Here is a 21,991-nt window from a genome sequence, read left to right as displayed (position 1 = left end):
CTCGCGTAGGCACAGCACGGCCTCACGTGAGGCCGTAGAACTTCTCCGTCTCGTCGACCGCCACCTTGAAGCGCTCGTCGAAGTCGTCGCGAATGAGCGTCCGGACCACATAGTCCTGGACGCTCATTCCGCGTTTCGAGGCGTGGTCCCGGAGCCGGTCCAGCAGCTCTCCGTCTATCCGCATGCTGAGCACATGTGTCCCCATGCCCACAGGGTCGGGGCACGGGGCGTGGACGCGTGTCACTTTCCGGAACCGACTCACCCGTACGAGTGACGGAAACAACCCGGTGTTCTTTAGGTAGAGTAATGAGTTACTCTAATGAACATGCAAGACCTTTCCCATGGCGACGACGCCGCCGCCGTGAACGACCTCCGGTCCGCCGTCATGCGGCTCGGCCGACGCCTCAAGCACCAGCGCGTCGACGAGTCGCTCAGCCCGACCGAGATGTCGGTCCTCGGCACCCTCGCCCGCTGCGGCCAGGCCACCCCCGGTGAGCTGGCCCGGCGCGAGCACGTACAGCCGCCGTCGATGACCCGCATCGTCGCGCTGCTGGAGGCCAAGGGACTGGTCAAGCTGGAGCCGCACCCCGACGACCGCCGCCAGAAGGTGGTCAGCCAGACCGAGGAAGCCGAGGCGATGCTCGAAGAGAGCCGCCGCAAGCGCAACGCCTTCCTGGCCGGGCTCGCGGCCGAGCTGACCGAGGACGAATGGGCCAAGCTCCGCGAGGCCGCACCCGTCCTGGAGAAGCTCGCGCACCTATAACCGCACACGCCTGGAGGCACCACCTTGAGTACGGGAAACGGAGCAGACTCCGCACCCGGCCATACATCCGCTCCTACCGCAACACGCACCACCGCAGGCAAGAACTCCATGTTCAGCTCGCTGAGGATCCGGAACTACCGGCTCTTCGCCACCGGCCAGGTCGTGTCGAACACCGGCACCTGGATGCAGCGCATCGCCCAGGACTGGGTGGTCCTCTCCCTGACCGGCTCCGCCTCAGCCGTCGGCATCACCATCGCCCTGCAGTTCGTGCCGATGCTGTTCCTCGGCCTCTACGGAGGCGTCCTCGCCGACCGGCTGCCCAAGCGGCCGCTGCTGATCGCCACCCAGGGCGCGATGGGCCTCACCGGCCTCGCGCTCGGCGCGCTCACCCTCGCCGGACACGTCCAGGTCTGGCACGTCTACCTCGCCGCCTTCCTGCTCGGCCTCATCACCGTCGTCGACAACCCGGCCCGGCAGTCCTTCGTGTCCGAGATGGTCGGACCGGACCAGCTCGGCAACGCCGTCAGCCTCAACTCGGCCAACTTCCAGTCCGCGCGGCTGGTCGGCCCGGCGGTGGCGGGCGTGCTGATCACCGCCGTCGGCTCCGGCTGGGCCTTCCTGCTGAACGGGCTGTCCTTCGCCGCGCCGATCGCGGGCCTGCTGCTGATGCGGGCGCACGAGCTGCACCGTACGGAGATCCAGCCGCGGGCCAAGGGGCAGCTGCGGGAGGGCCTGCGCTACGTCGCGGGCCGGCCCGAGCTGATCTGGCCGATCGTGCTGGTCGGGTTCATCGGGACCTTCGGGTTCAACTTCCCGATCTGGCTGTCGGCCTTCACCAGCAACGTCTTCCACGGCGACGCGGGCACGTACGGCCTGTTCAACACGCTGATCGCGGCCGGCTCCCTCGCGGGCGCCCTGCTCGCGGCCCGGCGGGCCCAGTCCCGGCTGCGGGTGCTCGTCGCGGCGGCCGTGCTGTTCTCCGTCCTGGAGATCGTGACCGCCTTCGCACCCGGCTTCTGGCTGTTCGCCCTGCTCCTCGTCCCGATCGGGATGTTCGGGCTGACGGTGAACGTGACGGCCAACTCCAGCGTCCAGATGGCCACCGATCCCGAGATGCGGGGCCGGGTCATGGCCCTCTTCATGATGGTCTTCACCGGGGGTACGCCGTTCGGCGCGCCGGTGGTCGGCTGGGTGACCGACACCTACGGGGCGCGGATCGGGATGGCGGCGGGCGGGGCGGTGGCCCTGCTGGCGGCGCTCACGATCGGCCTCGTCCTGGCCCGGGTCGGCAACCTCCGCCTCCGCGTGGACCGCCACCACGGCGTGGCCCTGGTCCCCCGCCACCCCACCCGCCACCTGGTCCCCGCGGCCTGACCCTGGCGGGGACGCCCCCCACGCCCTCAATCGCCGGGCGGGCTGAACTTGCGCGTACCGACGCCCTCAAGCGCCGGGCGGGCTGGTGTGCCTCCGGCGGCGCCTCAAACGCCGGCGAGGCTAGGGTTGGCCCCTCCAGCACGCGCCGGGCGGGCCGGTCCCCCGCCGCCCTCAAGCGCCGGGCGGGCTGGTCTTGCGCGTACCGACGCCCTCAAGCACCAGGCGGGCTGGTGTGCCTCCGGCGGCGCCTCAAACGCCGGCGAGGCTGGGGTTGCCCCCCTCCAGCCCGCGCCGGGCGGGCTGGTCTTGCGCGTAAACGCCGGCGGGGCTGGGGTTGGCTCCTCCAGCACGCCAAACCAGCCTGCCCGGCGATTGAGGGCCCGCCGGAGGCGCATCGGCCCGCACGGGCAAACCGGGCCGGCGCAATCCAGCCCGCACGGGCAAAACAAGGCCCGCAAAACCCAGCCCGCCCGGCGATTGAGGGCCCGCCGGAGGCGCACCGGCCCGCACGGGCAAAACAAGGCCCGCAAGACCCAGCCCGCCCGGCGATTGAGGGCCGGGATTCAGCCTGGCCGGCGATTGAGGGCTCTGGGGCAGGGGGCGGGCGCGCGGGCGCGGATAGGCTCGGGGGATGAGACTGTTCGCGGCCGTGCTGCCGCCCGCCAGGGCCATCGCGGAGCTTCGCGTGGCCGTCACCAACATCGCCGCCGCCCCAGGCCTCCGCTGGACGGCAGACGCGGGCTGGCACTTCACCCTCGCCTTCATGGGAGAGGTCGGGGAGGAACTCCTCCCCGACCTCCACGCCCGCATGGAGCGGGCCGCCGCCAAGACGGCCGCCTTCACGCTCCGCGTCCACGGCTCGGGCCACTTCGGCGAGCGCGCCCTGTGGGCCGGCGCGGCCGGCGGCCTCGACGAGCTGCGGATGCTCGCCGAGCGCGCGGACGCCGCCGCCCGGCGGGCCGGCGTACCGATGGACCAGCACCACCGCTACACCCCGCACCTCACCCTGGCCCGCAGCGCCGAGGGAACCGACCTGCGCCCGTACACGGAGGCCCTCGCGGGCTTCGAGGGCTCGCCGTGGCCGGTCCGCGAGCTGAGCCTGGTGCGCAGCAACCCCACCCGGGGCGCGGACGGCTCCCGCTACGAGGTGGTCGGGGCCTGGCCGCTCGGCGGCTGACCCCGACGCGTTAGGCTCGACGGGTGGATCCCAAGACCCGTAACCGTGTGATGGCCGGTGTGCTCGTACTGATGTTCGTCGTCGTGGCGGTGGCCGCCGCCGTCGGCCAGTAGGCCGCTAGGCCAGTAGGCCGCTACCAGGCGAAGGCCTCCGGCGAGGCGCCCGGCCCCGGGAAGATCTCGTCGAGGCCGTCCAGCACCTCCTGTGAGAGTTCCAGCTCGACCGCGCGCAGCGCGGAGGCGAGCTGCTCCGGCGTACGCGGGCCCACGATCGGGCCGGTGACCCCGGGCCGGGTCAGCAGCCAGGCGAGGGCCACGTCACCGGGTTCCAGGCCGTGCTTGTCGAGCAGGTCCTCGTACGCCTGCACCTGCGCCCGTACCGAGCTGCTGGACAGCGCCTCCGCCGAGCGGCCCGAGGCGGTGCGGCCGGATTCGGCGGACTTGCGGATGGCGCCGCCGAGCAGCCCGCCGTGCAGCGGGGACCAGGGGATGACCCCGAGCCCGTACGCCTCGGCGGCCGGGATGACCTCCATCTCGGCGCGCCGCTCGGCCAGGTTGTAGAGGCACTGCTCGCTGACCAGGCCGAGCCGCCCGATCCGCGCGGCGGCCTCGTTGGCCTGGGCGATCTTCCAGCCGGGGAAGTTGGAGGAGCCCGCGTAGAGGATCTTGCCCTGCTGGATCAGGACCTCGACGGCCTGCCAGATCTCCTCGAAGGGGGTGTTCCGGTCGACGTGGTGGAACTGGTAGACGTCGATGTGGTCGGTGTTGAGGCGCTTGAGGCTGGCCTCGACGGCCCGGCGGATGTTCAGCGCGGAGAGCCGGTCGTAGTTGGGCCACGGGTCACCCTCGGCGGCCATGCTGCCGTAGACCTTGGTGGCGAGGACCGTCTTCTCGCGGCGGCCGCCGCCCTGCGCGAACCAGGTGCCGATGATCTCTTCGGTGCGGCCCTTGTTCTCGCCCCAGCCGTAGACGTTCGCGGTGTCGAAGAAGTTGATGCCCGCGTCGAGCGCGGAATCCATGATCGCGTGACTTTCCGGCTCCCCGGTCTGGGGGCCGAAGTTCATCGTGCCGAGGACAAGTCGGCTGACCTTGAGGCCGGTGCGTCCGAGCTGCGTGTACTTCATGGGGCACAAGCCAACTGCTTGGAGCGCGCTCGAAGCAAGACCCTGCGGTGAAGGGCGTGTTACAGACCTTCGGATGGCGGCCCGGACGGCGCTCCGGACGACGCTCCGGTCGGCGTGTACGGCGCGCCGATGCCCCAGGCCTGGTGCATGACGGCCGCGAACTCGCCCGCGAGGCGGTGTTCGCCCGAGGCGCTGGGGTGGGTGCCGTCGTAGGTGTCGTGGCGCAGGTCGTAGTCCTGCGGGCGCGCGGCCAGCAGCAGCGGCGACGCGTCGGTGGAGAGGTCTGCGACCGCCTTCGCCAGCAGCTCGTTGAAGCGGATCACCTGGGCGGCGAAGGGCGCGTCGGTGTCGGCGCGGACGTTGGGGATGACCGGGAGCAGCACCATCCGGATGCGGGGGCGGGCGGCGCGGGCCTCGTCGACGAAGCGGCGGACGTTGGCGGCGGTCTGGTCGGCGTCCGTGTAGAAGCCGAGGTCGATCAGGCCGAGGGAGACGAGGAGCACGTCCGGGCGGTGGGCGCGGGCGGCGTCGCCGATGAGCGGGACCATGTGCTGCCAGCCCTCGCCCCAGCCGGCCAGGTGGCGGCGGGCGTCGGCGGGGAAGCCGGGGTCGGCGTAGACGTGGCTGGTCGGCGCGTCGGCGGAGGTGTCGTAGACCTCGCTGCGCGGGCCGACGATCTCGTGGGGGCCGCCGAAGTGGGCGCTCAGGTGCTGCCACATCCGGTAGCGCCAGGTGAAGTCGCCGGCGCGTCCGATGGTCATGGAGTCGCCGACGAACATGAAACGCATCCGGTCATCATCGCGGATCACGGTCGTGCTGCCCACGTGATGCCGGACACGGCCCCGGGCCTGCCGGGCAATGGTGTGGGCGCGGCCTGGCAGGGTGGGGGGATGCGCCCGCTTCTGCCTGCCGCCGCCGTCGCCACCGCCGTTGCCGCCCTGGCGCTGCTGTCGGGTGCGGCGGCCGCCGCCCCGTTCGCCGCCTCGCCCGCGCCCGGGGCGTCTTCCTTCACGATCTCGGATCCGCGGATCAAGGAGTCCAGCGGGCTGGCGGCCAGCAAGATCCATCCGGGGGTCTACTGGACGCACAACGACAGTGACGACGGGCCGTACGTGTACGCCGTCGACTCGGCCACGGGCCGTACGGTCGCCCGCGTCACGATGGAGGGCATCGGCGCCCCGCGCGACGTCGAGGCGATCTCGCTCGGCCCGGACGGCCAGCTCTACGTCGGGGACATCGGCGACAACCTGGGCGGCACCTGGGACCACGTGTGGATCTACCGCTTCCCGGAGCCCGCGCAGCTCGGCGACGTGACGGTCAAACCGGTGCAGTTCACGGTGCGTTATGCGGACGGGCCGCGCAACGCCGAGGCGCTGATGGTCCATCCGGTGACCGGGCGGGTGTACATCGCGAGCAAGAGCGAGGACAAGGGCGGGCTGTACGAGGGGCCGGAGCAGCTGTCGGCGTCGGGGAGCAACGAGTTCCGCCGGGTCGCGGACGTGCCGTGGGTGACGGACGGGGCGTTCTCGCCGGACGGCGGGAGGCTGACCCTGCGCGGGTACTTCTTCGCGCGGACCTTCCCCTGGAAGGACGGCAAGCCGCAGGGCGAGGGGGTGCGGGAGGACGCGCCGTGGCAGGGGCAGGCGGAGTCGGTGACGTACACGCCGGACGGGAAGGTGCTGATGTTCGGGTCGGAGGGGGTGAACAGCCGGGTGGTGGCCGTGCCGGTTGCGGCTGGCGCCGCCGCCTCGCCCTCGTCTGCGCCCGGGGCCACCCCGGGCCCCGGGTCCCCGCCGGCTGCCGGGGGCGCTCCCGGCGGCGGGAACTTCACGGTGGGCGCGATGGTGCTGGTCGGCGCGACGGCCATCGTGCTGGCGGGCCGCCGCCTGGTCGGACGCGGGCGCCGCCGCGACGCCTGACCGGTGGCTTGGGCGGTTCGGAACCCGGGGTCCGGTCCCCGGCGCCCGCGCCTCAATCGCCGGCGAGGCTCAGGGTGCCCGTGCGGGGCGGGGTCGGGGTGGCTGACCGGGGTCGCCGGGGGCACTGCCCGGGCTGGGCGGGGTCGGGGTGGGGGCGGGGGAGCGCGGGGGTGTGGGGTGTCTCCTCGGCTCGCAGAACCCTCCCGGGGTCGGAAAGCCACCCGGCAGTGGTTCTGCTCGGCCTGCGGGGACACCCCACACCCCCCACACTCCCCCACCCGGCCCAGCACCCCACGAAGCCCCCGGCCCAGGGGCATTCCCAACCCCCGCCCTACCAAAGCCACTGCCCCAGGGGCATTCCCAACCCCGCCCTACCGAGGCCCCGACCCAGGGGCACAACCCAGTCCTACCGAGGCCCCGGGCCAGGGCATTCCCAGCCCCGCCGGCGTTTGAGGCGCGGGCACGCGGCCCGCACCGCCGACACCGCCACCGGGCACCCCAGCCCGGCCCGGCCGCGCCGAGGCCCCGGCCCGGGGCACAACCCAGCCCCGCCGGCGATTGAGGCGCGGGCACACGGCCCGCACCGCCGACACCGGCGCGCGGCGCCCCCGGCACCGGCCCGGCCGCGCCGAGGCCCCGGGCCGGGGCATTGCCAGCCCCGCCGGCGATTGAGGCGCGGGTGCGCGGCCCGGACCGCCGACACCGACGCGCGGCGCCCCCGGCACCGGTCCGGCCGCGCCGGGGCTCCGGCGCAGGGGGACAACCCGGCCCCGCCCCCGGGTCGGCGGGGTCAGGGCTTCGGGGTGAGGGCGGTGGCCAGGCGGCGGAGGCCTTCCGTGAGGTCCGCCGCCGTGGCCGCCGTGGCCGGGTCGAACTGCCACTGGAGCATCACCCCGGTCAGCATCGCCTGGTACAGCGCACCGAGGGTCCGCAGGTCGTCGGCGCTGAGGTCCTCTTCCGGGATGCCCGTGAACAGGGAGATCAGGCCGCTGCGGCCCTCGCCCTCGGAGGCCGCGAGCATCGCCCGCAGTTCCGGCATCCGGTCCCGGCTGAGCGCGACCTCCATGCTGGCCGCCCACATCGGCGCGAACCGTTCCTGCTGGGAGAGGATGCCCTCCCACACCGAGCGGAAGCGGTCCAGCGAGCCGCCGTCCCCGGTCACGTCCGGGGAGAAGGCGTCGCCCCACTCCTCCGCGAGGGCGATGAACGCCTGGGCGAGCAGGGCGTCCTTGGAGCCGTAGTGGTAGCCGATCGAGGCCAGGTTGGCGCCGGACGCGTTGACGATGTCCCGCGCGGTCGTGCGCCCGAACCCCTTCTCGACCAGGCACTTCTTGGCGCCTTCGAGCAGATCTTCGCGATGTCCCATGGCCCGAGCTTAGCAAGACAAGTGTTTATGACTAGCGTTCTAGACAAGCGTTTATGACGGTTGTACATTGCTGTTCATGACGAACCCCGCAGCACGTCTCGCGGGCCGCCGGGAATGGACCGCCTTCACCGTCCTCCTGCTGCCCCTCCTCCTGGTCTCGATGGACGTCTCCGTCCTCTACTTCGCGATCCCCTCCATCACCCAGGAGCTGGATCCCACCGCCACGCAGCAGCTCTGGATCTTCGACAGCTACGCCTTCGCCCTCGCCGGACTCCTCATCACCATGGGCTCGCTCGGCGACCGGATCGGCCGCCGCAAGCTGCTGCTGATCGGCGCCGCCGCCTTCGGTCTCGCCTCCGTCTGCGCCGCCTACGCCACCAGCGCCGAGATGCTCATCGCCGCCCGCGCCCTGCTCGGCATCGGCGGCGCGACCCTGATGCCGTCCACGCTGGGGCTCGTACGCAACCTCTTCCAGGACGACAAGCAGCGCGGCCAGGCCATCGGCATCTGGTCCGGCGCGATGGCCGGCGGGATCGCCCTCGGCTCGGTCATGAGCGGGCTGATCCTGAACCACTTCTGGTGGGGGTCGGTCTTCCTCATCAACGTCCCCGCGATGCTGCTCCTGCTGGTCCTGGTCCCCGTGCTGGTACCGGAGTTCAAGGACCCCGCCCCCGGCCGCTTCGACCTGCTGAGCGTCCCGCTCTCGATGGCCGCCGTGCTGCCCGTCGTCTACGGCCTCAAAGAGATCGCCGCCAACGGCTTCGAGCCGCTGCCGCTGGGCTGCCTCGCCGCCGGCCTGGTCTTCGGGTTCCTCTTCGTCCGCCGCCAGCGCGACCGCGGCGACGCGATGATCAGCCGGGACCTGTTCCGGGGCCGCGGCTTCGCCGCCGGGGTCGCCTTCAACACCATCGCCGCCTTCGCCATGATGGGCTCGGCCTACTTCACCACCCAGTACCTCCAGTCCGTCCTCGGCATGGGCACCCTGGAGGCCGCCCTGTGGTCCCTGGCCCCCTCGGTCGCCGTCGGCGCCGCCGCCCCGACCGCCACCGCGCTGGGCCAGAAGTTCGGCCGGCCCGTCGTCATCGCCGGCGGGTTCGTCATCGGCGCCGCCGGGTTCGCCCTGCTCGGCCTCACCGGCACCGACTCGCTCTGGCTGCTGCTGGCCGGCGCCGCCGTCCTCGCCTCGGGCATCGTCACCGTGATGGCGCTCGTCTCCGACATGGCCCTCGCCTCGGCCCCCGCCGAGAAGGCCGGTTCGGCCGCCTCGGTCCTGGAGACCGGCAGCGAGTTCGGCGGGGCGCTCGGCATGGCCCTGCTGGGCAGCCTCGGCACGGCGGTCTACCGCGACGACCTGGCCGGCGCGCAGCCCGCCGTACGGGAGACCCTCGGCGGCGCCGCCGCGGTCGCCCGGCAGATCGGCGGCGGGGCCGGGGAGACCGTACTGGCCACCGCCCGCGAGGCCTTCGTCCACGGCATGCACACCGCCTCCTACGGCGCCACCGCCCTGCTGCTGGTCGCCGCGGCCGTCGCGGTGACCCGGGTCCGGCGCACCGAGGCCGCCCGGAGCGGGGAGCCCGAGCGGGCCGCGGCCCTCACCAACTGAGCGGCGTACGCGCGCCGATGGCACGGGCCCGGGGTCTCCCCGGGCCCTTCCCGCGTAACCTGCGGGTATGGATCAGGACATGGCGGGGATGACCGGGCGGGTCACCGGCACGGTGGGGCCCGGACTCGTGGGCGAGGTCATCATCCGGATCCGGGGCGGGGCCGAGCACTTCCTGGCCTACCCGGCCCTCGACGAACGGCAGCCGATCCCCGTCGGGACCGTTGTCACGGTGGTCGAACACCTGCCGCCGCGCACGGTGTACGTCACCGCCGCCTACGTCAACTGACCCTCCCTTGACCCATCGTTGACCTGGCGCGACACCGCCGCGTATCAAGATTGCGACAAGGAAGCGTCAGCGTCTTCACGCCAATCCCCAACAGGCGCAGACTCGCCCTCATCGGTGCCGCAACGGCACTGCACTAAGGGGGCGTTTGCCGATGGCTATCGGCGTCGTGGCGGGAATAGTTCTCGCCGCACTACTCGTTCTGATCGGCCTGTTCAAGCTCATGTGGCGAGTGGCCGAACCGAATGAAGCACTTGTCATCTCCGGTTCCACGCACAAGACCGAGGGTCTCGGCGACGGCATGGGGTTCCGGATCGTCACCGGCCGCGGCACGCTCGTCCTGCCCGGCGTCCAGGCGGTGCGCAAGCTCTCGCTCGACCTGAACGAGACCGAGCTACTGGTGGACTGCGTGACCCACCAGGGCATCCCGCTCAAGGTCAGGGGCGTGGTGATCTTCAAGGTCGGGGACGACATGGTCTCGATCGCGAACGCGGCACGACGGTTCCTGGACCAGCAGAAGATGATCCCGGAGCGCGTGCACATCGTGTTCGCCGGTCACCTGCGCTCCATCGTGGGCGGGCTGACGGTCGAGGACATGATCCGCGACCGCGAGAAGCTGACCGGGCAGACCCGGGCGGCCTGCGGCAGCGAGATGGAGAAGCTCGGCCTGATCGTCGACTCGCTCCAGATCCACGAGATCGAGGACCCGACCGGCTACATCAAGAACCTCGCGATGCCGCACGCGGCCGCCGTCCAGCGGGACGCGCGGATCGCCCAGGCCGACGCGAACCTGCTGGCGACCGAGGCCGAACAGGCCGCCTTCGCCCGCATGTCGGAGGCCACCCGCGACAGCGAGATCCTCCAGGCGGGCTACCAGGCCGAACGGGACAAGGCCGCGGCCTCGGCCCGCCAGGCCGGTCCGCTCGCGGACGCGGCCGCCCGCCAGGAGGTCGTCGTCCAGGAGACCCGGGTCGCCGAACTGGAGGCCAACCGGCGCGAGCAGCAGCTCCAGGCGGACGTGCGCAAGCCCGCGGACGCCAAGGCCTACGAGCAGCGCACGCTCGCCGAGGCCGACCGCGACTCCCGGATCTCGGCCGCCCAGGCCAAGGCCCAGGAGACCGAACTCGCGGCGGCCGCCGAGGCCACCCGGGTCAAGACGGCCGCGGCCGCCGAGGCCGAGGCCACCGAGGCCCGCGGTCTGGCGGCGGCGAAGGCCACCCGGGCCACCGGTGAGGCCGAAGCCGCGGCGACGCAGGCCAAGGGCCTCGCGGACGCCGAGTGGGCGCGGGCCAGGGGTCTGGCGGAGGCGGACGCGGCGAAGGCCAAGGGTCTCGCCGAGGCCGAGTCCATCAAGGCGCGCGCGGCGGCCCTGGCGGAGAACCAGGAGGCCGTGGTCGCCCAGCAGCTCGCCGAGAACTGGCCCAAGATCGTGGAGGCGGGTGCGAGTGCCTTCGGCAATGTCGAGCACATGGTGCTGCTGAACGGCGCCGAGGGCATGTCGGAGATGTTCGCGAAGGCGCTGACGATGGGCGGTACCGGGCTGGGCCTCGCGCGCCAGCTGCTGTCCTCGATGAACCAGGCGCCGGACGCGGCGGCGGGCGCTCCGAAGAAGCCCGTACCGACCGTACCGACCGTGCCGACCGTGCCTGCGGTCAACGGGGTCCAGCCGATCCCGATCACGGAGGACGACGGGCGGGCGTAGGGCAACGGTCCGGGGGCCGAGTCACCCGTCCGTGTCCCCGGACTCCCCCCTCCGGGGGGTGCAGCGCGCTCAATCGCCGCGCGGGCTGATGTCACCTCCGGCGGGCCCTCAAACGCCGGGCAGGCTGGAATTGCCGGGCCAACCCAGCCCCGCCGGCGTTTGAGGCGCCCCCGGAGGGCCAACCGGGCCGCAGCGCGCTCAATCGCCGCGCAGGCTGATGTCACCTCCGGCGGGCCCTCAAACGCCGGGCAGGCTGAAATTGCCGGGCCAACCCAGCCCCGCCGGCGTTTGAGGCGCCCCCGGAGGGCCAACCGGGCCGCAGCGCGCTCAATCGCCGCGCAGGCTGATGTCGCCTCCGGCGGGCCCTCAAACGCCGGGCAGGCTGGGATTGCCCCCGCCGGGCGGGATGGGATTGCCGGGCAGGCCAGGATGGCCACGCCGACAAACCCAGCCTCGCCGGCGTTTGAGGCGCCCCCGGAGGGCGAACGGAGCCGCGCCCGGAGGGGGACCGGGCCGGGCCCGGAGGGCGAACGGAGCCGCGCCCGGAGGGGGACCGGGCCGCACCTGGAGGGGGAACGGAGCCACACCCGGAGGGTGGACCCGGCCGGGCCCTGACGGCTAGGAGTGGCCCAGGTCCGAGGGGGTGGGGTCCGTGGTGGGGACCGAGCCGGTGTCGGGGGTGGGGCGGAGGGGGAACTCGTCCGAGGCCATGGAGTCCAGCACCGGCGGCGCAGGCCGCATCGGCACCGGCATCACCGCCGCCTCGGAGTGCCCCCCGCACCCGTAGGAGAGGGAGACCAGCCGCCCGTCGGCCGGACCGAATTCGTTCGCGCAGATCCCGAAGGCCTGCCCCAGGGACCCGCCGATCGCGACCAGGAAGCCACACGACACGCACGACGCGGGCGCGGCCTGCGCCATGGGCGTCTTCGCGCCGAAGGATTCGTCCCAGCGGTCGGCCGCGGTGTGCAGGCCGTAGCGGGAGAGCACGCGCGCCCGCCGCATGCCGAGTTCCTCGGCGACGGAGGTGATGGACCCGCGGACCGGCACGACCGGGACCACCGCGCGGTCGGTGACGTCCGCGTCCTCGGCCTCGACCAGTTCGGCCATCTCGGTGGAAACCACGGAGTTCGGCGGCGGCGCGTCCTCGCCGGACCAGCCGGGCTCCAGCCGCAGGTCCTCGGCATCGGTGGGCAGCAGGTCGCCCGGCCCCATGTCGCCCGGCCGCAGCCGCTCGCTCCACGGCACCCACTCGGGCGCGAGGAGCGCGTCGGAGCCGGGGAGCAGCACCGTTTCGTCGAGGGTGACGTTCTTCGCGCGGGAGGCGCGGGTCACCGTGACGGCCCAGCGCCAGCCCCGGTAGCCGGCTTCCTTGGCCTCGAAGTAGTGGGTGACGACCCGGTCACCCTCCGCCACCGCGGAGACGTGCTCTCCCACCACGCCGGGGAAGGCGGCATCCTCGGCCGCCGCCCGCGCGAGTTCTACCGCCTCGACGCACAGGCGGTCAGGGGTACGCGGGGTACGGCTTCGCGTCGTCGCAGCACTCACTGGTCTCGTTCTCTCCTACGCCGTCTCACGAGTGCGCCGTCCGTACTGTCGTCCACAACGACCCGTCGGTTGTGTCCGTACGAAGTGCGGGCGGAGCGGACCAGAGGGCCGCGTCGACGTCCGCACCCGATCGGACTCCGGGCGCACCTACCTGCGATCCATTCTGCGGGATCGCGAAGAGGCGCGCGGCCAGGAGCAACCGCCGGTGGCGCGCTACGCACGCTACCTCTTCTTGGGGCCTGGGCCCACATGCAAGTCCGATTCGCGGACGACCTGCTCCCTCCGGCCGGACCACGGAGTGCGCCGGGAGCGCACCGGCAGCGCACCGGGAGCGCGCCGGGACGGGTTCTCGCGGGGTGGGTGGGGCACTATGGCCAGGTGGCACCCGTACGGTCGTCCGATGACGGCTCGGGACCGGTCCGGAGGGCCGGCCGGGCATTCGGCCGTGCCCTGCACCTGCCGATCACGGGTACGGCGCGCGGGATCCGGAGGGCCACGCACGCCCACGGGGCGGGGGAATCGGGTCTCGGCAAGCTGATCGAGCTGCACGCGATCAATGGCGCCGGTGATGTGATGATCACAGTGGCGCTCGCCTCGACCGTCTTCTTCTCCGTCCCCACGGACGAGGCCCGCGGCCGGGTCGCGCTCTACCTCGCGATCACCATGGCCCCCTTCACCCTCCTGGCCCCCGTCATCGGCCCGTTGCTGGACCGGCTGCCGCACGGCCGCCGGGCCGCGATGGCGGCGGCGATGCTCACCCGGGCGCTGCTCGCCGTGATGATGTCCGGCGCGGTGGCCACGGGCGGGCTGGAGCTGTATCCGGCGGCGCTCGGCGTGCTGGTCGCCTCGAAGGCGTACGGAGTGGTGCGCAGTGCGGTGGTGCCGCGGCTGCTCCCGCCCAAGTTCTCCCTCGTCAAGGCGAACTCCCGGGTCACGCTGGCCGGTCTGCTGGCCACCGGTGCCGCGGCGCCGGTGGGGGCGGCCCTGCACGCGATCGGCCCCGGGTGGCCGCTGTACGGGGCCTGCGCGATCTTCCTCTTCGGTACCTTCGCGGCGTTCACGCTGCCGCACAAGGTGGACGAGGCGAAGGGCGAGCGGCGGGCCCGGCTCTCCACGCACGAGGCGCATTCCCGCAGGCCCGGTCTGCGGACGGTCAGCAAGCCGGTGCTGTGCGGGCTGCTGGCGAATGCCGCGATGCGCGGGCTGTCCGGGTTCCTGATCTTCTTCCTGGCGTTCCTGCTGCGGGAGCACCCGCTGTCCGGGCAGAGCGCGGCCGTCTCGCTGGGCATCGTGGGGGTCTCGGCGGGCGTGGGCAACGCGTGCGGCACGGCGGTGGGCGCGTGGCTGCGGGCCCGTGCGCCGGAGACGATCATCGCCGTGGTGCTGAGTGCCACGCTCGGCGTCGCGGTCGTGGCCGCCGTGTTCTTCTCCGGGGCGCTGATGGCCGTGCTGGGGGCGACGGCGGGCTTCTGCCAGGCGCTGGCCAAGCTGTCGCTGGACGCGATGATCCAACGGGACGTGCCGGAGGCGGTGCGGACGTCGGCCTTCGCGCGGTCGGAGACGCTGCTGCAGGTGGCGTGGGTGCTGGGTGGGGCGATCGGGATCGCGCTCCCGTTGCACGGGGTGCTGGGGATGGCCGTGGCGGCCGCGATCGTCGCCCTCGGGACGGTCATGGCCGTCCGCGGCCTGATCGGTTCTCCCCGCCACCATCACCCGGGCGGCGCGCCCCGGCCCCGGGTGGCGTAGCCGGAGCCGGAGCCGCTGCGCGGGGCTTCCCCCACCCCGCCCCTTCCCGAAACCGGGCTCTGCCCGGACCCGCGCCTCAAACGCCGGCGGGGCTGAGATTGCCCTCCGGGCAATCCAGCCCGCGCCAGGCGCACCACCCCGGGCAAATCCAGCCCCGCCGGCGTTTGAGGCGCGGGGGTCCGGGGGCGGAGCCCCCCGGCAGCGCACCCGCACCCGGCGCGCCACAGGCCACCAGGACCCCATGCAGCGGCGCAGCCCAAGGGCCCGATAGCCTTCGGCTCATGACCGCACCGCTTATCTCGGGTAGGGCCCGCCGCAGTGTCGCGGCCCTCGGAGCCGTTTCCGCCGGCCTCCTCGTCCTCTCCGCCTGCGACAAGCCGACGCCTCTGGCGACCGTGACGGTCGGCAGCTCGTCGGTGTCCGCCCAGGCCGTCTGCAAGCTCAAGGACTCGGAGAAGGAGTTGTCCGAGGCACGCGTCCAGGAGTGCCTCGACGACTCCAAGGGGGCGAAGGACGCCAAGACCATCGACTACACGGCCGGGGACACCCTGCGCCTGGGCGTCGAGCCGGACGTCGTGAAGGACGGGAAGAAGTGGCTGGCCGCCGTCGGCACCCAGCGCCTGGGCGACCTGACGACCAACACCTACCAGAGCTTCCCCGGCCTGAACCCGTTCTCCACCGGTGGCCAGGGCGCGCCCGCCGCTCCCGTCGAGTCCCAGCCGATCCACGTCATCGAGCTGAGCAAGGACGGCAAGCCCACCTCCGTCTGGACCTTCAACCTCAAGCTCAAGAAGTAGTACGTCCCGTGCGCGCGCTCATCGTGACCGCGGTGGCGGCGGAGGCCGACTCCGTCGCCGCCGGTCTCACCCCTCATCCGGACCTCTCCGGGTCACCTGAGCCGCGCACGCTTCCCGGCGGGTACCTCATCACCCGTCGGGACCTGCCCGGCCTCGCCCTCGACGTCCTCGTCGGCGGGGTCGGTCCGGCCGCCGCCGCGGCGGCCACCGCCACCGCGCTCGCGACCTCCCTCGCGGACGCGCCCGGCGGCCCCCGCCCCTACGGCCTCGTCGTCAGCGCCGGGATCGGCGGCGGCTTCCAGCCCGCCGCCCCGGTCGGCTCGCTCGTCGTCGCGGACGCCGTGGTCGCCGCCGACCTGGGGGCCGAGACCCCCGACGGTTTCCTGGACGTCCGGGAACTGGGCTTCGGCCGCACCGTGCACCTGCCGCCCGCCGAACTGGCCGCCCGCGCCGCCGAGGTGACGGGCGCCCTGCTCGCGCCGGTGCTCACCGTGTCCACCGTCACCGGCACCGCCGAAGGCGCCGCGCGGCTCGCCGCCCGGCACCCGCTCGCGGGGGCCGAGGCGATGGAGGGCTTCGGGGTCGCCGAGGCCGCCGCCGCGCACGGGCTGCCGGTACTGGAGATCCGCGCCGTGTCCAACGCCGTGGGCCCGCGCGACCGCGCCGCCTGGCGGATCGGGGAGGCGCTCGCCGCGCTCACCGACGGCTTCCGCGCGCTGGGGCCCGTACTCGCGAACTGGGGAGAACGTCAGCATGAGCAGCATGAGCAGCACTGAAGCGCTCAAGATCGCTTATTCGCCGTGTCCCAACGACACCTTCGTCTTCGACGCGTGGGCACACGGCCGGGTGCCGGGCGCGCCCGCGCTGGACGTGACCTTCGCCGACATCGACATCACCAACGGCATCGCCGAGCGCGGCCCGGACGCCCCGGCGGACGCGGACGGCCTGGCCGGGCTCGACGTGCTGAAGGTGTCGTACGCCGTGCTGCCCTGGGTGCTGGAGGACTACGCGCTGCTGCCCTGCGGCGGGGCGCTGGGCCGGGGGTGCGGGCCGCTGGTCCTGACCCGCGAGCCGGGTGTCGACCTGACCGGCAAGACGGTGGCCGTGCCGAGCGAGCGCTCGACGGCCTACCTGCTCTTCCGGCTGTGGGCGGCCGACGTGCTGCCCGGCGCGGTGGGCGAGGTCGTGGTGCTGCCGTTCCACGAGATCATGCCCGCGGTGCGCGCGGGCCGGGTGGACGCCGGACTGGTGATCCACGAGGCTCGGTTCACGTACCAGGACTACGGGCTGCACTGCCTGGCCGACATGGGCGAGCACTGGGAGTCCACGACCGGGCTGCCGATCCCGCTCGGCGCGATCATCGCCCGGCGCTCGCTGGGCGCGGAGGCGCTGCGGGGGCTGGCGGAGGCGGCCCGTACGTCGGTGCGGATGGCGTGGGACGACCCGGAGGCGTCCCGTCCGTACGTACGGGCGCACGCGCAGGAGCTGGATCCGGCGGTGGCCGACCAGCACATCGGGCTGTACGTGAACGAGTTCACGGCGGACCTGGGCGAGGCCGGGTACGCGGCGGTGCGCGGGCTGCTGACCCGGGCGGCCGCGGAGGGCCTGGTCCCGGCGATCGCACCCGGGGCCCTCGACTTCCCGTGATTCCCGTGATTCCCGTGATTCCCGTAGGAACGGGCCGACGCCCGGGCGCGGGTGCGTCCGGGCGTCGGGGCGTCAGGCCTTCAGAGTCAGTGCGTCAGACGTCGAGCTGGTCGGCCACCGCGCGCAGCATGCCCGCGATCTTCGTGCCGTGTGCCTTGTCGGGGTAGCGGCCGCGCTCCAGCGACTGCGTGACGTTCTCCAGCAGGGTCGTCAGGTCCTGGACGATCGAGGCCAGTTCGTCGGGCTTGCGGCGCTGCGCGGCCGCGACCGACGGCGCCGGATCCAAGACGGTCACGGAAAGCGCCTGGTCGCCGCGCTGGCCGGCGACCACGCCGAACTCCACGCGCTGGCCGGGCTTGAGCGCGTCGAGCCCGTCCGGCAGTACCGACGAGTGGACGAAGACGTCGCCGCCGTCGTCGCGGGAGAGAAAGCCGAAGCCCTTCTCACTGTTGAACCATTTGACCTTGCCGGTAGGCACGTCCGTCCTCTGTCCTTGTGCTCGTCGGTGCGGCGGATCATCTGTGACCTGCCACCCTCAAGGCTAATGGTCCGGGTCGCCCTGACAAGGCGTCCCCCGGTCCTTCCTGCAGTGCCCCTTCGGCCAGGGAACTACCCTGGTGAGGTGACTCCCACTCCTGATTCCGGCACTCCGCACGCTCCTCGTGACGACGAAGCGCGGCCCGGCGACGCACTGGTCAAGGCCGGCGGCATCGTGTTCATCCTCGGCGCCGCGGCCACCCTCGCGACGATGGCCCCGCTGTTCCTGCACACCCGGCCGTTCCCGTCGTGGGCGTGGGCCGTCTGCATGCTGATGGGGGTCGGCTTCGCGATCTCGGCCGCCGGGGTGCTCCGCTCGGCGGGCGCCCAGCGCCGCGCGGCCCGCCTCGCGCAGGCCGCGGCACAGGGGGCCGTTCAGGCTTCCTGAGCCATCTCCGCGAAGGGGGCGGTACGGACGTACTCCGCCAGCCAGGCGGGCAGCTCGGTCAGGTCCGCCAGGATCACGTCCGCGCCCGCCTCGCGCAGCTCCGGCTCGGGGCACGGCCCGGTCGGCACCGCCACCGACAGCGCGCCCGCCGTGCGCGCCCCGCGTACGTCGCCCACGTGGTCGCCGACATAGACCTGCGCCCCGTACTCGCGCAGCGCGACCGCCTTCGCCTCGGCCCACAGCCAGCCGATCACCGCGTCGGGCTCGATGCCCAGGTGCGCCAGGTGCAGCCGGGCGTTGGGCTCGTGCTTCGCCGTCACCACGATCGCCCGGCCGCCGAGCGCCCGCACCGCCTCGACCGCCTCGCGCGCCCCGCGCATCGCCGGGGTCGGCTCGATGGCATAGGTGGGGTAGATCTCCCGGTAGCGGTCGGCCATGTCCGCGATCCGCTCCTCGGGGAACCAGTTCGCCAGCTCCTCGTCCAGCGGCGGCCCGAGCCGGGTGACCGCCTGGGCGGCGTCGATCCAGGTGCCCGTCTCGGCGGACAGCGCCTCGTAGGTGGCCTTGATGCCGGGGCGGGAGTCGATGAGGGTCATGTCGAGGTCGAAGCCGACCGTGAAGGCGTGTGTGGCGGGGGCTGTGGCGCTGGAGGTCATGTCCTCCATTGTGCCGAGGCCGGGCGCACGCGGGGGAACGTAGACTTAGGGTCGCCTTACCAGATCATGAAATTGGGTGAGATGTCAGCCCCCGCTCCCAGCGCCGCCCCGCGGCGCACTCTGACGGCCCGTCGCCTCGGCTGGACGGCGGCCGCGCTCGCCGCGCTGCTGTGCGCGGTCGTGCTGAGCCTCGCCGTCGGCGCCCGTTCCATACCCCCCGCCGAAGTCTTCGACGCGCTCTTCCGCGGCGCGCACACCCCGGACGCCGAGGTCGTACGGAGCCTGCGGGTCCCGCGCACCCTGGTCGCCCTGATGGTCGGGGTGGGCCTCGCGCTCGCCGGGACCGCGCTCCAGGGCATCACCCGCAACCCCATCGCCGACCCCGGCATCCTCGGCATCAGCCAGGGTGCCGGGGTCGCCGTCGTCTGTGCGATCGCCTTCGCCGGGGTGCACACGCTCACCGGGTACGTGTGGTTCGCGTTCGCCGGGGCGGCGGTGGCCTCCGTCGCCGTGTACGCCATCGCCGCGAGCGGGCGCGGGGGCGCGACCCCCGTGAAACTCGCCCTCGGCGGCGCCGCGATCAACGCGCTGCTCGCCTCCGTCACCATGGCGGTCCTGACCGCCAAGGCGTCCACGCTGGACGAGTTCCGCTTCTGGCAGGTCGGCTCGGTCGCCGGGCGCGACCTCCAGGTCGTCTCCCAGCTCTGGCCGTTCCTGCTGGTGGGGGCCGTCCTGGTGCTGTCGGTGGCGCGCGGACTGGACGCGCTCGCGCTAGGCGAGGACGTCGCCCGGGGTCTGGGGCAGAACGTCGGCGCGGTCCGCGTCATCGGCGGGCTCGGGGCCACCGTGCTGACCGGCGCCGGGGTCGCGGCGGCCGGGCCGGTCGCCTTCATCGGGCTGGCCGTGCCGCACATCGCGCGGGCCGTGGTGGGCGGCGACCACCGCTGGGTGCTGCCGATGGCCGCGCTCATCGGGCCGGTGATGCTGCTGGTCGCGGATGTGGCCGGGCGGATCGTGCTGCCGCCGGGCGAGGTTCCGGCCGGGGTGATGACCGCGCTCATCGGGGTGCCGTTCCTGATCGTCCTGGTGCGGCGCAAGGCGGTGGCCGCGTGAGCGCCCCTGCTCTCGCGCGTCCCGCTGGGTACGCGCTGGTCCGGGCCGGGCGCGGGTCGTTCCTGCTGCACCGGCGGGCCGCGGCGGTCGCGCTCGGCCTCGCGGGGCTGCTGGCCGCAGTGTGCGTGGCGTACCTCTGCGTCGGCGAGTCCTTCGTCGCCCCCGGGGAGGTCGTCAAGGTGCTGCTGGGGCGGCCCTCGCCGGACGACCTGGTCGTCGGCACGCTGCGGCTGCCCCGCCTGACGGTGGGTCTGCTCGTCGGCCTCGCCTTCGGGGTCGCGGGCGCGCTGATCCAGACCGTCGCCCGCAACCCGCTGGCCAGCCCCGACATCATCGGCATCAGCCAGGGCGCGGGCGCGGTCACCGTGGCGGCGCTGACCTTCGGGGTGACCTCGTACGCCGTCCTGCCCTACCTCTCGGTGCTCGGCGGGCTCGCCGCGGCCGCCCTCGTCTACGCCTTCGCCTGGCGCGGCGGCCTGCACGCGGGGCGCTTCGTGCTCATCGGCATCGGCTTCGCCATCGCGCTGCGCTCCGTGACCAGCCTGCTGATGACCAAGGGCGACTACCTGGTGGCCCAGCAGGCCCAGATCTGGATGACCGGCTCCCTCAACGGGCGCGGCTGGGACATCGCGGCCCCGCTCGCCTGGGTGCTGGTGGCGCTGCTTCCCGCCGTCCTGTGGGCGGCGCGGGCACAGCGTACGGTCTCGCTCGACGACGACACCGCGACCGCGCTCGGGGTCCGGCTGGGCCCGGTACGGCTCGGGCTGGTCGCGCTGGGCGTCGTACTGGCCTCCGTGGCCACGGGAGCTGCCGGACCCGTCGACTTCGTCGCCCTGCTGGCCCCGCAGATCGCCCGCCGGATGACGAGGACCGCGCAGATCCCGCTCCTGTCCTCGGCGCTGACCGGCGCCGTGATCGTGCTCCTGGCCGACCTGCTGGCCCGCAGGCTGCTGTCACCGACCGAGCTTCCCGTGGGCGTGCTGACCGCCGCCGTGGGAGCGCCGTACCTGATCTGGCTGATCATGCGCAGCCGCAGTGGAGGGACGAAATCGTGAGCCGTCTGACAGCCAGCGGGCTGACCCTGGCCTACGAGGACCGGGTCGTCGTGGAGGACCTCGACCTGTCCGTCCCCGACGGGAAGGTCACGGTGATCGTCGGGCCGAACGCCTGCGGGAAGTCCACCACGCTGCGGGCGCTGGGGCGGCTGCTGAAACCGCGGGCGGGGGCCGTCCTGCTCGACGGCGAGGCGCTCGCCTCCCTGCCCACCCGGCGGATCGCCCGGACGATCGGGCTGCTCCCGCAGTCCCCGGTGGCGCCCGAGGCGATCACGGTCGCGGACCTGGTGGCGCGCGGGCGCCAGCCGCACCAGCACTGGTGGCAGCAGTGGTCCGAGGCGGACGAGCGGGCCGTGGCCGCGGCGATGGAGCGTACGTCCGTCACCGAGCTGGCGGACCGGCCCGTGGACGCGCTGTCCGGCGGGCAGCGGCAGCGGGTGTGGATCGCGATGGCGCTGGCGCAGGAGACGGACCTGCTGCTGCTGGACGAGCCGACGACGTTCCTGGACATCGCGCACCAGGTGGAAGTGCTGGACCTGGTGCGGCGGCTGAACCACGAGCGGGGGCGGACGGTGGTCGCCGTCCTCCACGACCTGAACCAGGCCGCGCGGTACGCGGATCATCTGGTGGCGATGAAGGCGGGGCGGGTGGTGGCCCAGGGCCCGCCCTCCGCCGTCGTCACCGCCGACCTCGTCCGCGAGGTCTTCGGCCTCGCCTCCATCGTCATCCCGGACCCGATAACGGGCTCCCCTCTGATCATCCCGTCCTCCCCCTGGTCCCCGTAACCCCCTCAACCGCCGGGCGGTCCGCCCCCCTTCCCCTCCGGCGCGCCCCGGTAAGGCCTCCGGCGGGCCCTCAAACGCCGGGCGGGCTGGATCTGCCCACCCAGCCATACCGCCTGCAGCCCCCAGCGCCTCCGGCGGCGGCCCTCAAACGCCGGGCGGGCTGGATTTGCCGCGCGGGCCAGCCCAGGGCGGGACCATCCCGGCTGCGCCGGACCGTCCCAGCCCCGCCGGCGTTTGAGGCGCGGGGCCGGGTGGAGCCTCCGGCGGGCCCTCAAACGCCGGGCGGGCTGGATTTGCTCGCTCAGGGTGGATTTGCTCGCTCGGGCATCTCGGCCGAGGGCGGGCTGGGTTTTCAGCCCCGCCGGCGTTTGAGGCGCGGGGCCGGGCGGAGCCCGGGGACCACCTCAGCCTC

The 21,991-nt window shown here is 73.3% G+C and carries 22 protein-coding genes; 15 read left to right on the top strand and 7 right to left on the bottom strand.

Annotated elements, in window-relative coordinates; translation table 11 throughout:
* Positions 1-22: 22 nt before the first annotated feature.
* Positions 23-205: a ribbon-helix-helix protein, CopG family gene (locus OHS33_RS20245; RefSeq protein WP_330331816.1), complete on the bottom strand. Its 183-nt coding sequence runs from the start codon at positions 203-205 to the stop codon at positions 23-25.
* A 120-nt stretch (positions 206-325) separates the two neighbouring features.
* On the opposite strand from OHS33_RS20245, the gene OHS33_RS20240 reads away from it, so the two are divergent.
* The 3 genes from OHS33_RS20240 to thpR all read left to right on the top strand — a co-directional run bounded on the left by OHS33_RS20240 (position 326) and on the right by thpR (position 3,314).
* On the top strand, positions 326-763 hold the full coding sequence (locus OHS33_RS20240) for a MarR family winged helix-turn-helix transcriptional regulator (protein ID WP_330331815.1): 438 nt from the start codon (positions 326-328) through the stop codon (positions 761-763).
* Between the two features lie 24 nt (positions 764-787).
* Complete coding sequence (locus tag OHS33_RS20235; RefSeq protein WP_330331814.1) at positions 788-2,137, top strand: MFS transporter; 1,350 nt, start codon at positions 788-790, stop codon at positions 2,135-2,137.
* A 631-nt stretch (positions 2,138-2,768) separates the two neighbouring features.
* The gene (gene thpR, locus OHS33_RS20230) at positions 2,769-3,314 is read left to right on the top strand and encodes an RNA 2',3'-cyclic phosphodiesterase (RefSeq protein ID WP_330331813.1); all 546 of its coding nucleotides are present in this window, start codon (positions 2,769-2,771) and stop codon (positions 3,312-3,314) included.
* 133 nt (positions 3,315-3,447) lie between these two features.
* Here thpR and OHS33_RS20225 read toward each other — a convergent pair whose 3' ends face one another.
* The gene (locus OHS33_RS20225; RefSeq protein ID WP_330331812.1) at positions 3,448-4,437 is read right to left on the bottom strand and encodes an aldo/keto reductase; all 990 of its coding nucleotides are present in this window, start codon (positions 4,435-4,437) and stop codon (positions 3,448-3,450) included.
* Positions 4,438-4,496: 59 nt separating this feature from the next.
* Positions 4,497-5,225 carry a GDSL-type esterase/lipase family protein gene (locus OHS33_RS20220; RefSeq protein ID WP_330331811.1) on the bottom strand — a complete coding sequence of 243 codons (729 nt, stop codon included), beginning with the start codon at positions 5,223-5,225 and terminating at the stop codon, positions 4,497-4,499.
* 102 nt (positions 5,226-5,327) lie between these two features.
* Between OHS33_RS20220 and OHS33_RS20215 the strand changes: the two genes are divergently transcribed.
* Positions 5,328-6,356 carry a WD40 repeat domain-containing protein gene (locus tag OHS33_RS20215; RefSeq protein WP_330331810.1) on the top strand — a complete coding sequence of 343 codons (1,029 nt, stop codon included), beginning with the start codon at positions 5,328-5,330 and terminating at the stop codon, positions 6,354-6,356.
* A 790-nt stretch (positions 6,357-7,146) separates the two neighbouring features.
* Here the strand turns inward: OHS33_RS20215 and OHS33_RS20210 are convergent.
* A complete protein-coding gene (locus tag OHS33_RS20210; RefSeq protein WP_330331809.1) occupies positions 7,147-7,722 on the bottom strand; it encodes a TetR/AcrR family transcriptional regulator in 576 nt (191 codons plus the stop codon).
* A gap of 76 nt (positions 7,723-7,798) precedes the next feature.
* On the opposite strand from OHS33_RS20210, the gene OHS33_RS20205 reads away from it, so the two are divergent.
* The 3 genes from OHS33_RS20205 to OHS33_RS20195 all read left to right on the top strand — a co-directional run bounded on the left by OHS33_RS20205 (position 7,799) and on the right by OHS33_RS20195 (position 11,310).
* Complete coding sequence (locus tag OHS33_RS20205; RefSeq protein ID WP_330331808.1) at positions 7,799-9,325, top strand: MFS transporter; 1,527 nt, start codon at positions 7,799-7,801, stop codon at positions 9,323-9,325.
* 67 nt (positions 9,326-9,392) lie between these two features.
* Positions 9,393-9,611 (top strand): hypothetical protein, encoded by a 219-nt coding sequence (locus OHS33_RS20200; protein ID WP_330331807.1) that lies wholly within the window; start codon positions 9,393-9,395, stop codon positions 9,609-9,611.
* Positions 9,612-9,762: 151 nt separating this feature from the next.
* Positions 9,763-11,310, top strand: coding sequence for a flotillin family protein (locus OHS33_RS20195; RefSeq protein WP_330331806.1), 1,548 nt, complete (start codon positions 9,763-9,765; stop codon positions 11,308-11,310).
* A 618-nt stretch (positions 11,311-11,928) separates the two neighbouring features.
* Here the strand turns inward: OHS33_RS20195 and OHS33_RS20190 are convergent.
* On the bottom strand, positions 11,929-12,855 hold the full coding sequence (locus OHS33_RS20190) for a DUF3027 domain-containing protein (protein ID WP_330331805.1): 927 nt from the start codon (positions 12,853-12,855) through the stop codon (positions 11,929-11,931).
* Positions 12,856-13,215: 360 nt separating this feature from the next.
* Here OHS33_RS20190 and OHS33_RS20185 point away from each other — a divergent pair, with 360 nt between their 5' ends.
* The 4 genes from OHS33_RS20185 to OHS33_RS20170 all read left to right on the top strand — a co-directional run bounded on the left by OHS33_RS20185 (position 13,216) and on the right by OHS33_RS20170 (position 17,045).
* The gene (locus OHS33_RS20185; protein WP_443065325.1) at positions 13,216-14,601 is read left to right on the top strand and encodes an MFS transporter; all 1,386 of its coding nucleotides are present in this window, start codon (positions 13,216-13,218) and stop codon (positions 14,599-14,601) included.
* Positions 14,602-14,882: 281 nt separating this feature from the next.
* Positions 14,883-15,398, top strand: coding sequence for a DUF2771 domain-containing protein (locus OHS33_RS20180; RefSeq protein WP_330331803.1), 516 nt, complete (start codon positions 14,883-14,885; stop codon positions 15,396-15,398).
* 8 nt (positions 15,399-15,406) lie between these two features.
* Positions 15,407-16,174, top strand: a complete 768-nt coding sequence (locus OHS33_RS20175) for a futalosine hydrolase (RefSeq protein WP_330331802.1) — start codon at positions 15,407-15,409, stop codon at positions 16,172-16,174.
* Positions 16,152-17,045, top strand: a complete 894-nt coding sequence (locus OHS33_RS20170; protein ID WP_330331801.1) for a 1,4-dihydroxy-6-naphthoate synthase — start codon at positions 16,152-16,154, stop codon at positions 17,043-17,045. Before OHS33_RS20175 ends, OHS33_RS20170 begins: the two co-directional genes overlap by 23 nt.
* A 94-nt stretch (positions 17,046-17,139) precedes the next feature.
* Here OHS33_RS20170 and OHS33_RS20165 read toward each other — a convergent pair whose 3' ends face one another.
* Complete coding sequence (locus OHS33_RS20165) at positions 17,140-17,523, bottom strand: cold-shock protein (protein WP_330331800.1); 384 nt, start codon at positions 17,521-17,523, stop codon at positions 17,140-17,142.
* A 144-nt stretch (positions 17,524-17,667) separates the two neighbouring features.
* Here OHS33_RS20165 and OHS33_RS20160 point away from each other — a divergent pair, with 144 nt between their 5' ends.
* Positions 17,668-17,970 carry a hypothetical protein gene (locus tag OHS33_RS20160; RefSeq protein WP_330331799.1) on the top strand — a complete coding sequence of 101 codons (303 nt, stop codon included), beginning with the start codon at positions 17,668-17,670 and terminating at the stop codon, positions 17,968-17,970.
* Here OHS33_RS20160 and OHS33_RS20155 read toward each other — a convergent pair.
* Positions 17,958-18,626, bottom strand: coding sequence for an HAD family hydrolase (locus OHS33_RS20155; protein ID WP_330331798.1), 669 nt, complete (start codon positions 18,624-18,626; stop codon positions 17,958-17,960). The genes OHS33_RS20160 and OHS33_RS20155 overlap by 13 nt on opposite strands.
* An 81-nt stretch (positions 18,627-18,707) precedes the next feature.
* Between OHS33_RS20155 and OHS33_RS20150 the strand changes: the two genes are divergently transcribed.
* Genes OHS33_RS20150 through OHS33_RS20140 form a run of 3 tightly spaced genes read left to right on the top strand, consistent with a single transcriptional unit; the run spans position 18,708 to position 21,579 of the window.
* A complete protein-coding gene (locus tag OHS33_RS20150) occupies positions 18,708-19,739 on the top strand; it encodes a FecCD family ABC transporter permease (RefSeq protein WP_330331797.1) in 1,032 nt (343 codons plus the stop codon).
* A complete protein-coding gene (locus OHS33_RS20145) occupies positions 19,736-20,794 on the top strand; it encodes a FecCD family ABC transporter permease (protein ID WP_330331796.1) in 1,059 nt (352 codons plus the stop codon). The genes OHS33_RS20150 and OHS33_RS20145 overlap by 4 nt, the downstream gene beginning before the upstream one ends.
* Positions 20,791-21,579, top strand: a complete 789-nt coding sequence (locus tag OHS33_RS20140) for an ABC transporter ATP-binding protein (RefSeq protein WP_330331795.1) — start codon at positions 20,791-20,793, stop codon at positions 21,577-21,579. The genes OHS33_RS20145 and OHS33_RS20140 overlap by 4 nt, the downstream gene beginning before the upstream one ends.
* Positions 21,580-21,991: the final 412 nt, after the last annotated feature.

Origin of the sequence: Streptomyces sp. NBC_00536 (genome assembly GCF_036346295.1) — a bacterium.
Taxonomy (GTDB): Bacteria; Actinomycetota; Actinomycetes; order Streptomycetales; family Streptomycetaceae; genus Streptomyces.
This window is presented reverse-complemented; position numbering and strand designations above follow the sequence as displayed.

Bases quoted from the DNA above. Each gene is read 5' to 3' on its own strand.
- thpR (WP_330331813.1), top strand. From the start codon at position 2,769: ATGAGACTGTTCGCGGCCGTGCTGCCGCCCGCCAGGGCCATCGCGGAG.
- OHS33_RS20195 (WP_330331806.1), top strand. From the start codon at position 9,763: ATGGCTATCGGCGTCGTGGCGGGAATAGTTCTCGCCGCACTACTCGTT.
- OHS33_RS20225 (WP_330331812.1), bottom strand. From the start codon at position 4,437: ATGAAGTACACGCAGCTCGGACGCACCGGCCTCAAGGTCAGCCGACTT.
- OHS33_RS20240 (WP_330331815.1), top strand. From the start codon at position 326: ATGCAAGACCTTTCCCATGGCGACGACGCCGCCGCCGTGAACGACCTC.
- OHS33_RS20170 (WP_330331801.1), top strand. From the start codon at position 16,152: ATGAGCAGCATGAGCAGCACTGAAGCGCTCAAGATCGCTTATTCGCCG.
- OHS33_RS20180 (WP_330331803.1), top strand. From the start codon at position 14,883: ATGACCGCACCGCTTATCTCGGGTAGGGCCCGCCGCAGTGTCGCGGCC.
- OHS33_RS20205 (WP_330331808.1), top strand. From the start codon at position 7,799: ATGACGAACCCCGCAGCACGTCTCGCGGGCCGCCGGGAATGGACCGCC.
- OHS33_RS20200 (WP_330331807.1), top strand. From the start codon at position 9,393: ATGGATCAGGACATGGCGGGGATGACCGGGCGGGTCACCGGCACGGTG.
- OHS33_RS20215 (WP_330331810.1), top strand. From the start codon at position 5,328: ATGCGCCCGCTTCTGCCTGCCGCCGCCGTCGCCACCGCCGTTGCCGCC.
- OHS33_RS20155 (WP_330331798.1), bottom strand. From the start codon at position 18,626: ATGACCTCCAGCGCCACAGCCCCCGCCACACACGCCTTCACGGTCGGC.
- OHS33_RS20150 (WP_330331797.1), top strand. From the start codon at position 18,708: ATGTCAGCCCCCGCTCCCAGCGCCGCCCCGCGGCGCACTCTGACGGCC.
- OHS33_RS20245 (WP_330331816.1), bottom strand. From the start codon at position 205: ATGGGGACACATGTGCTCAGCATGCGGATAGACGGAGAGCTGCTGGAC.
- OHS33_RS20210 (WP_330331809.1), bottom strand. From the start codon at position 7,722: ATGGGACATCGCGAAGATCTGCTCGAAGGCGCCAAGAAGTGCCTGGTC.
- OHS33_RS20220 (WP_330331811.1), bottom strand. From the start codon at position 5,225: ATGCGTTTCATGTTCGTCGGCGACTCCATGACCATCGGACGCGCCGGC.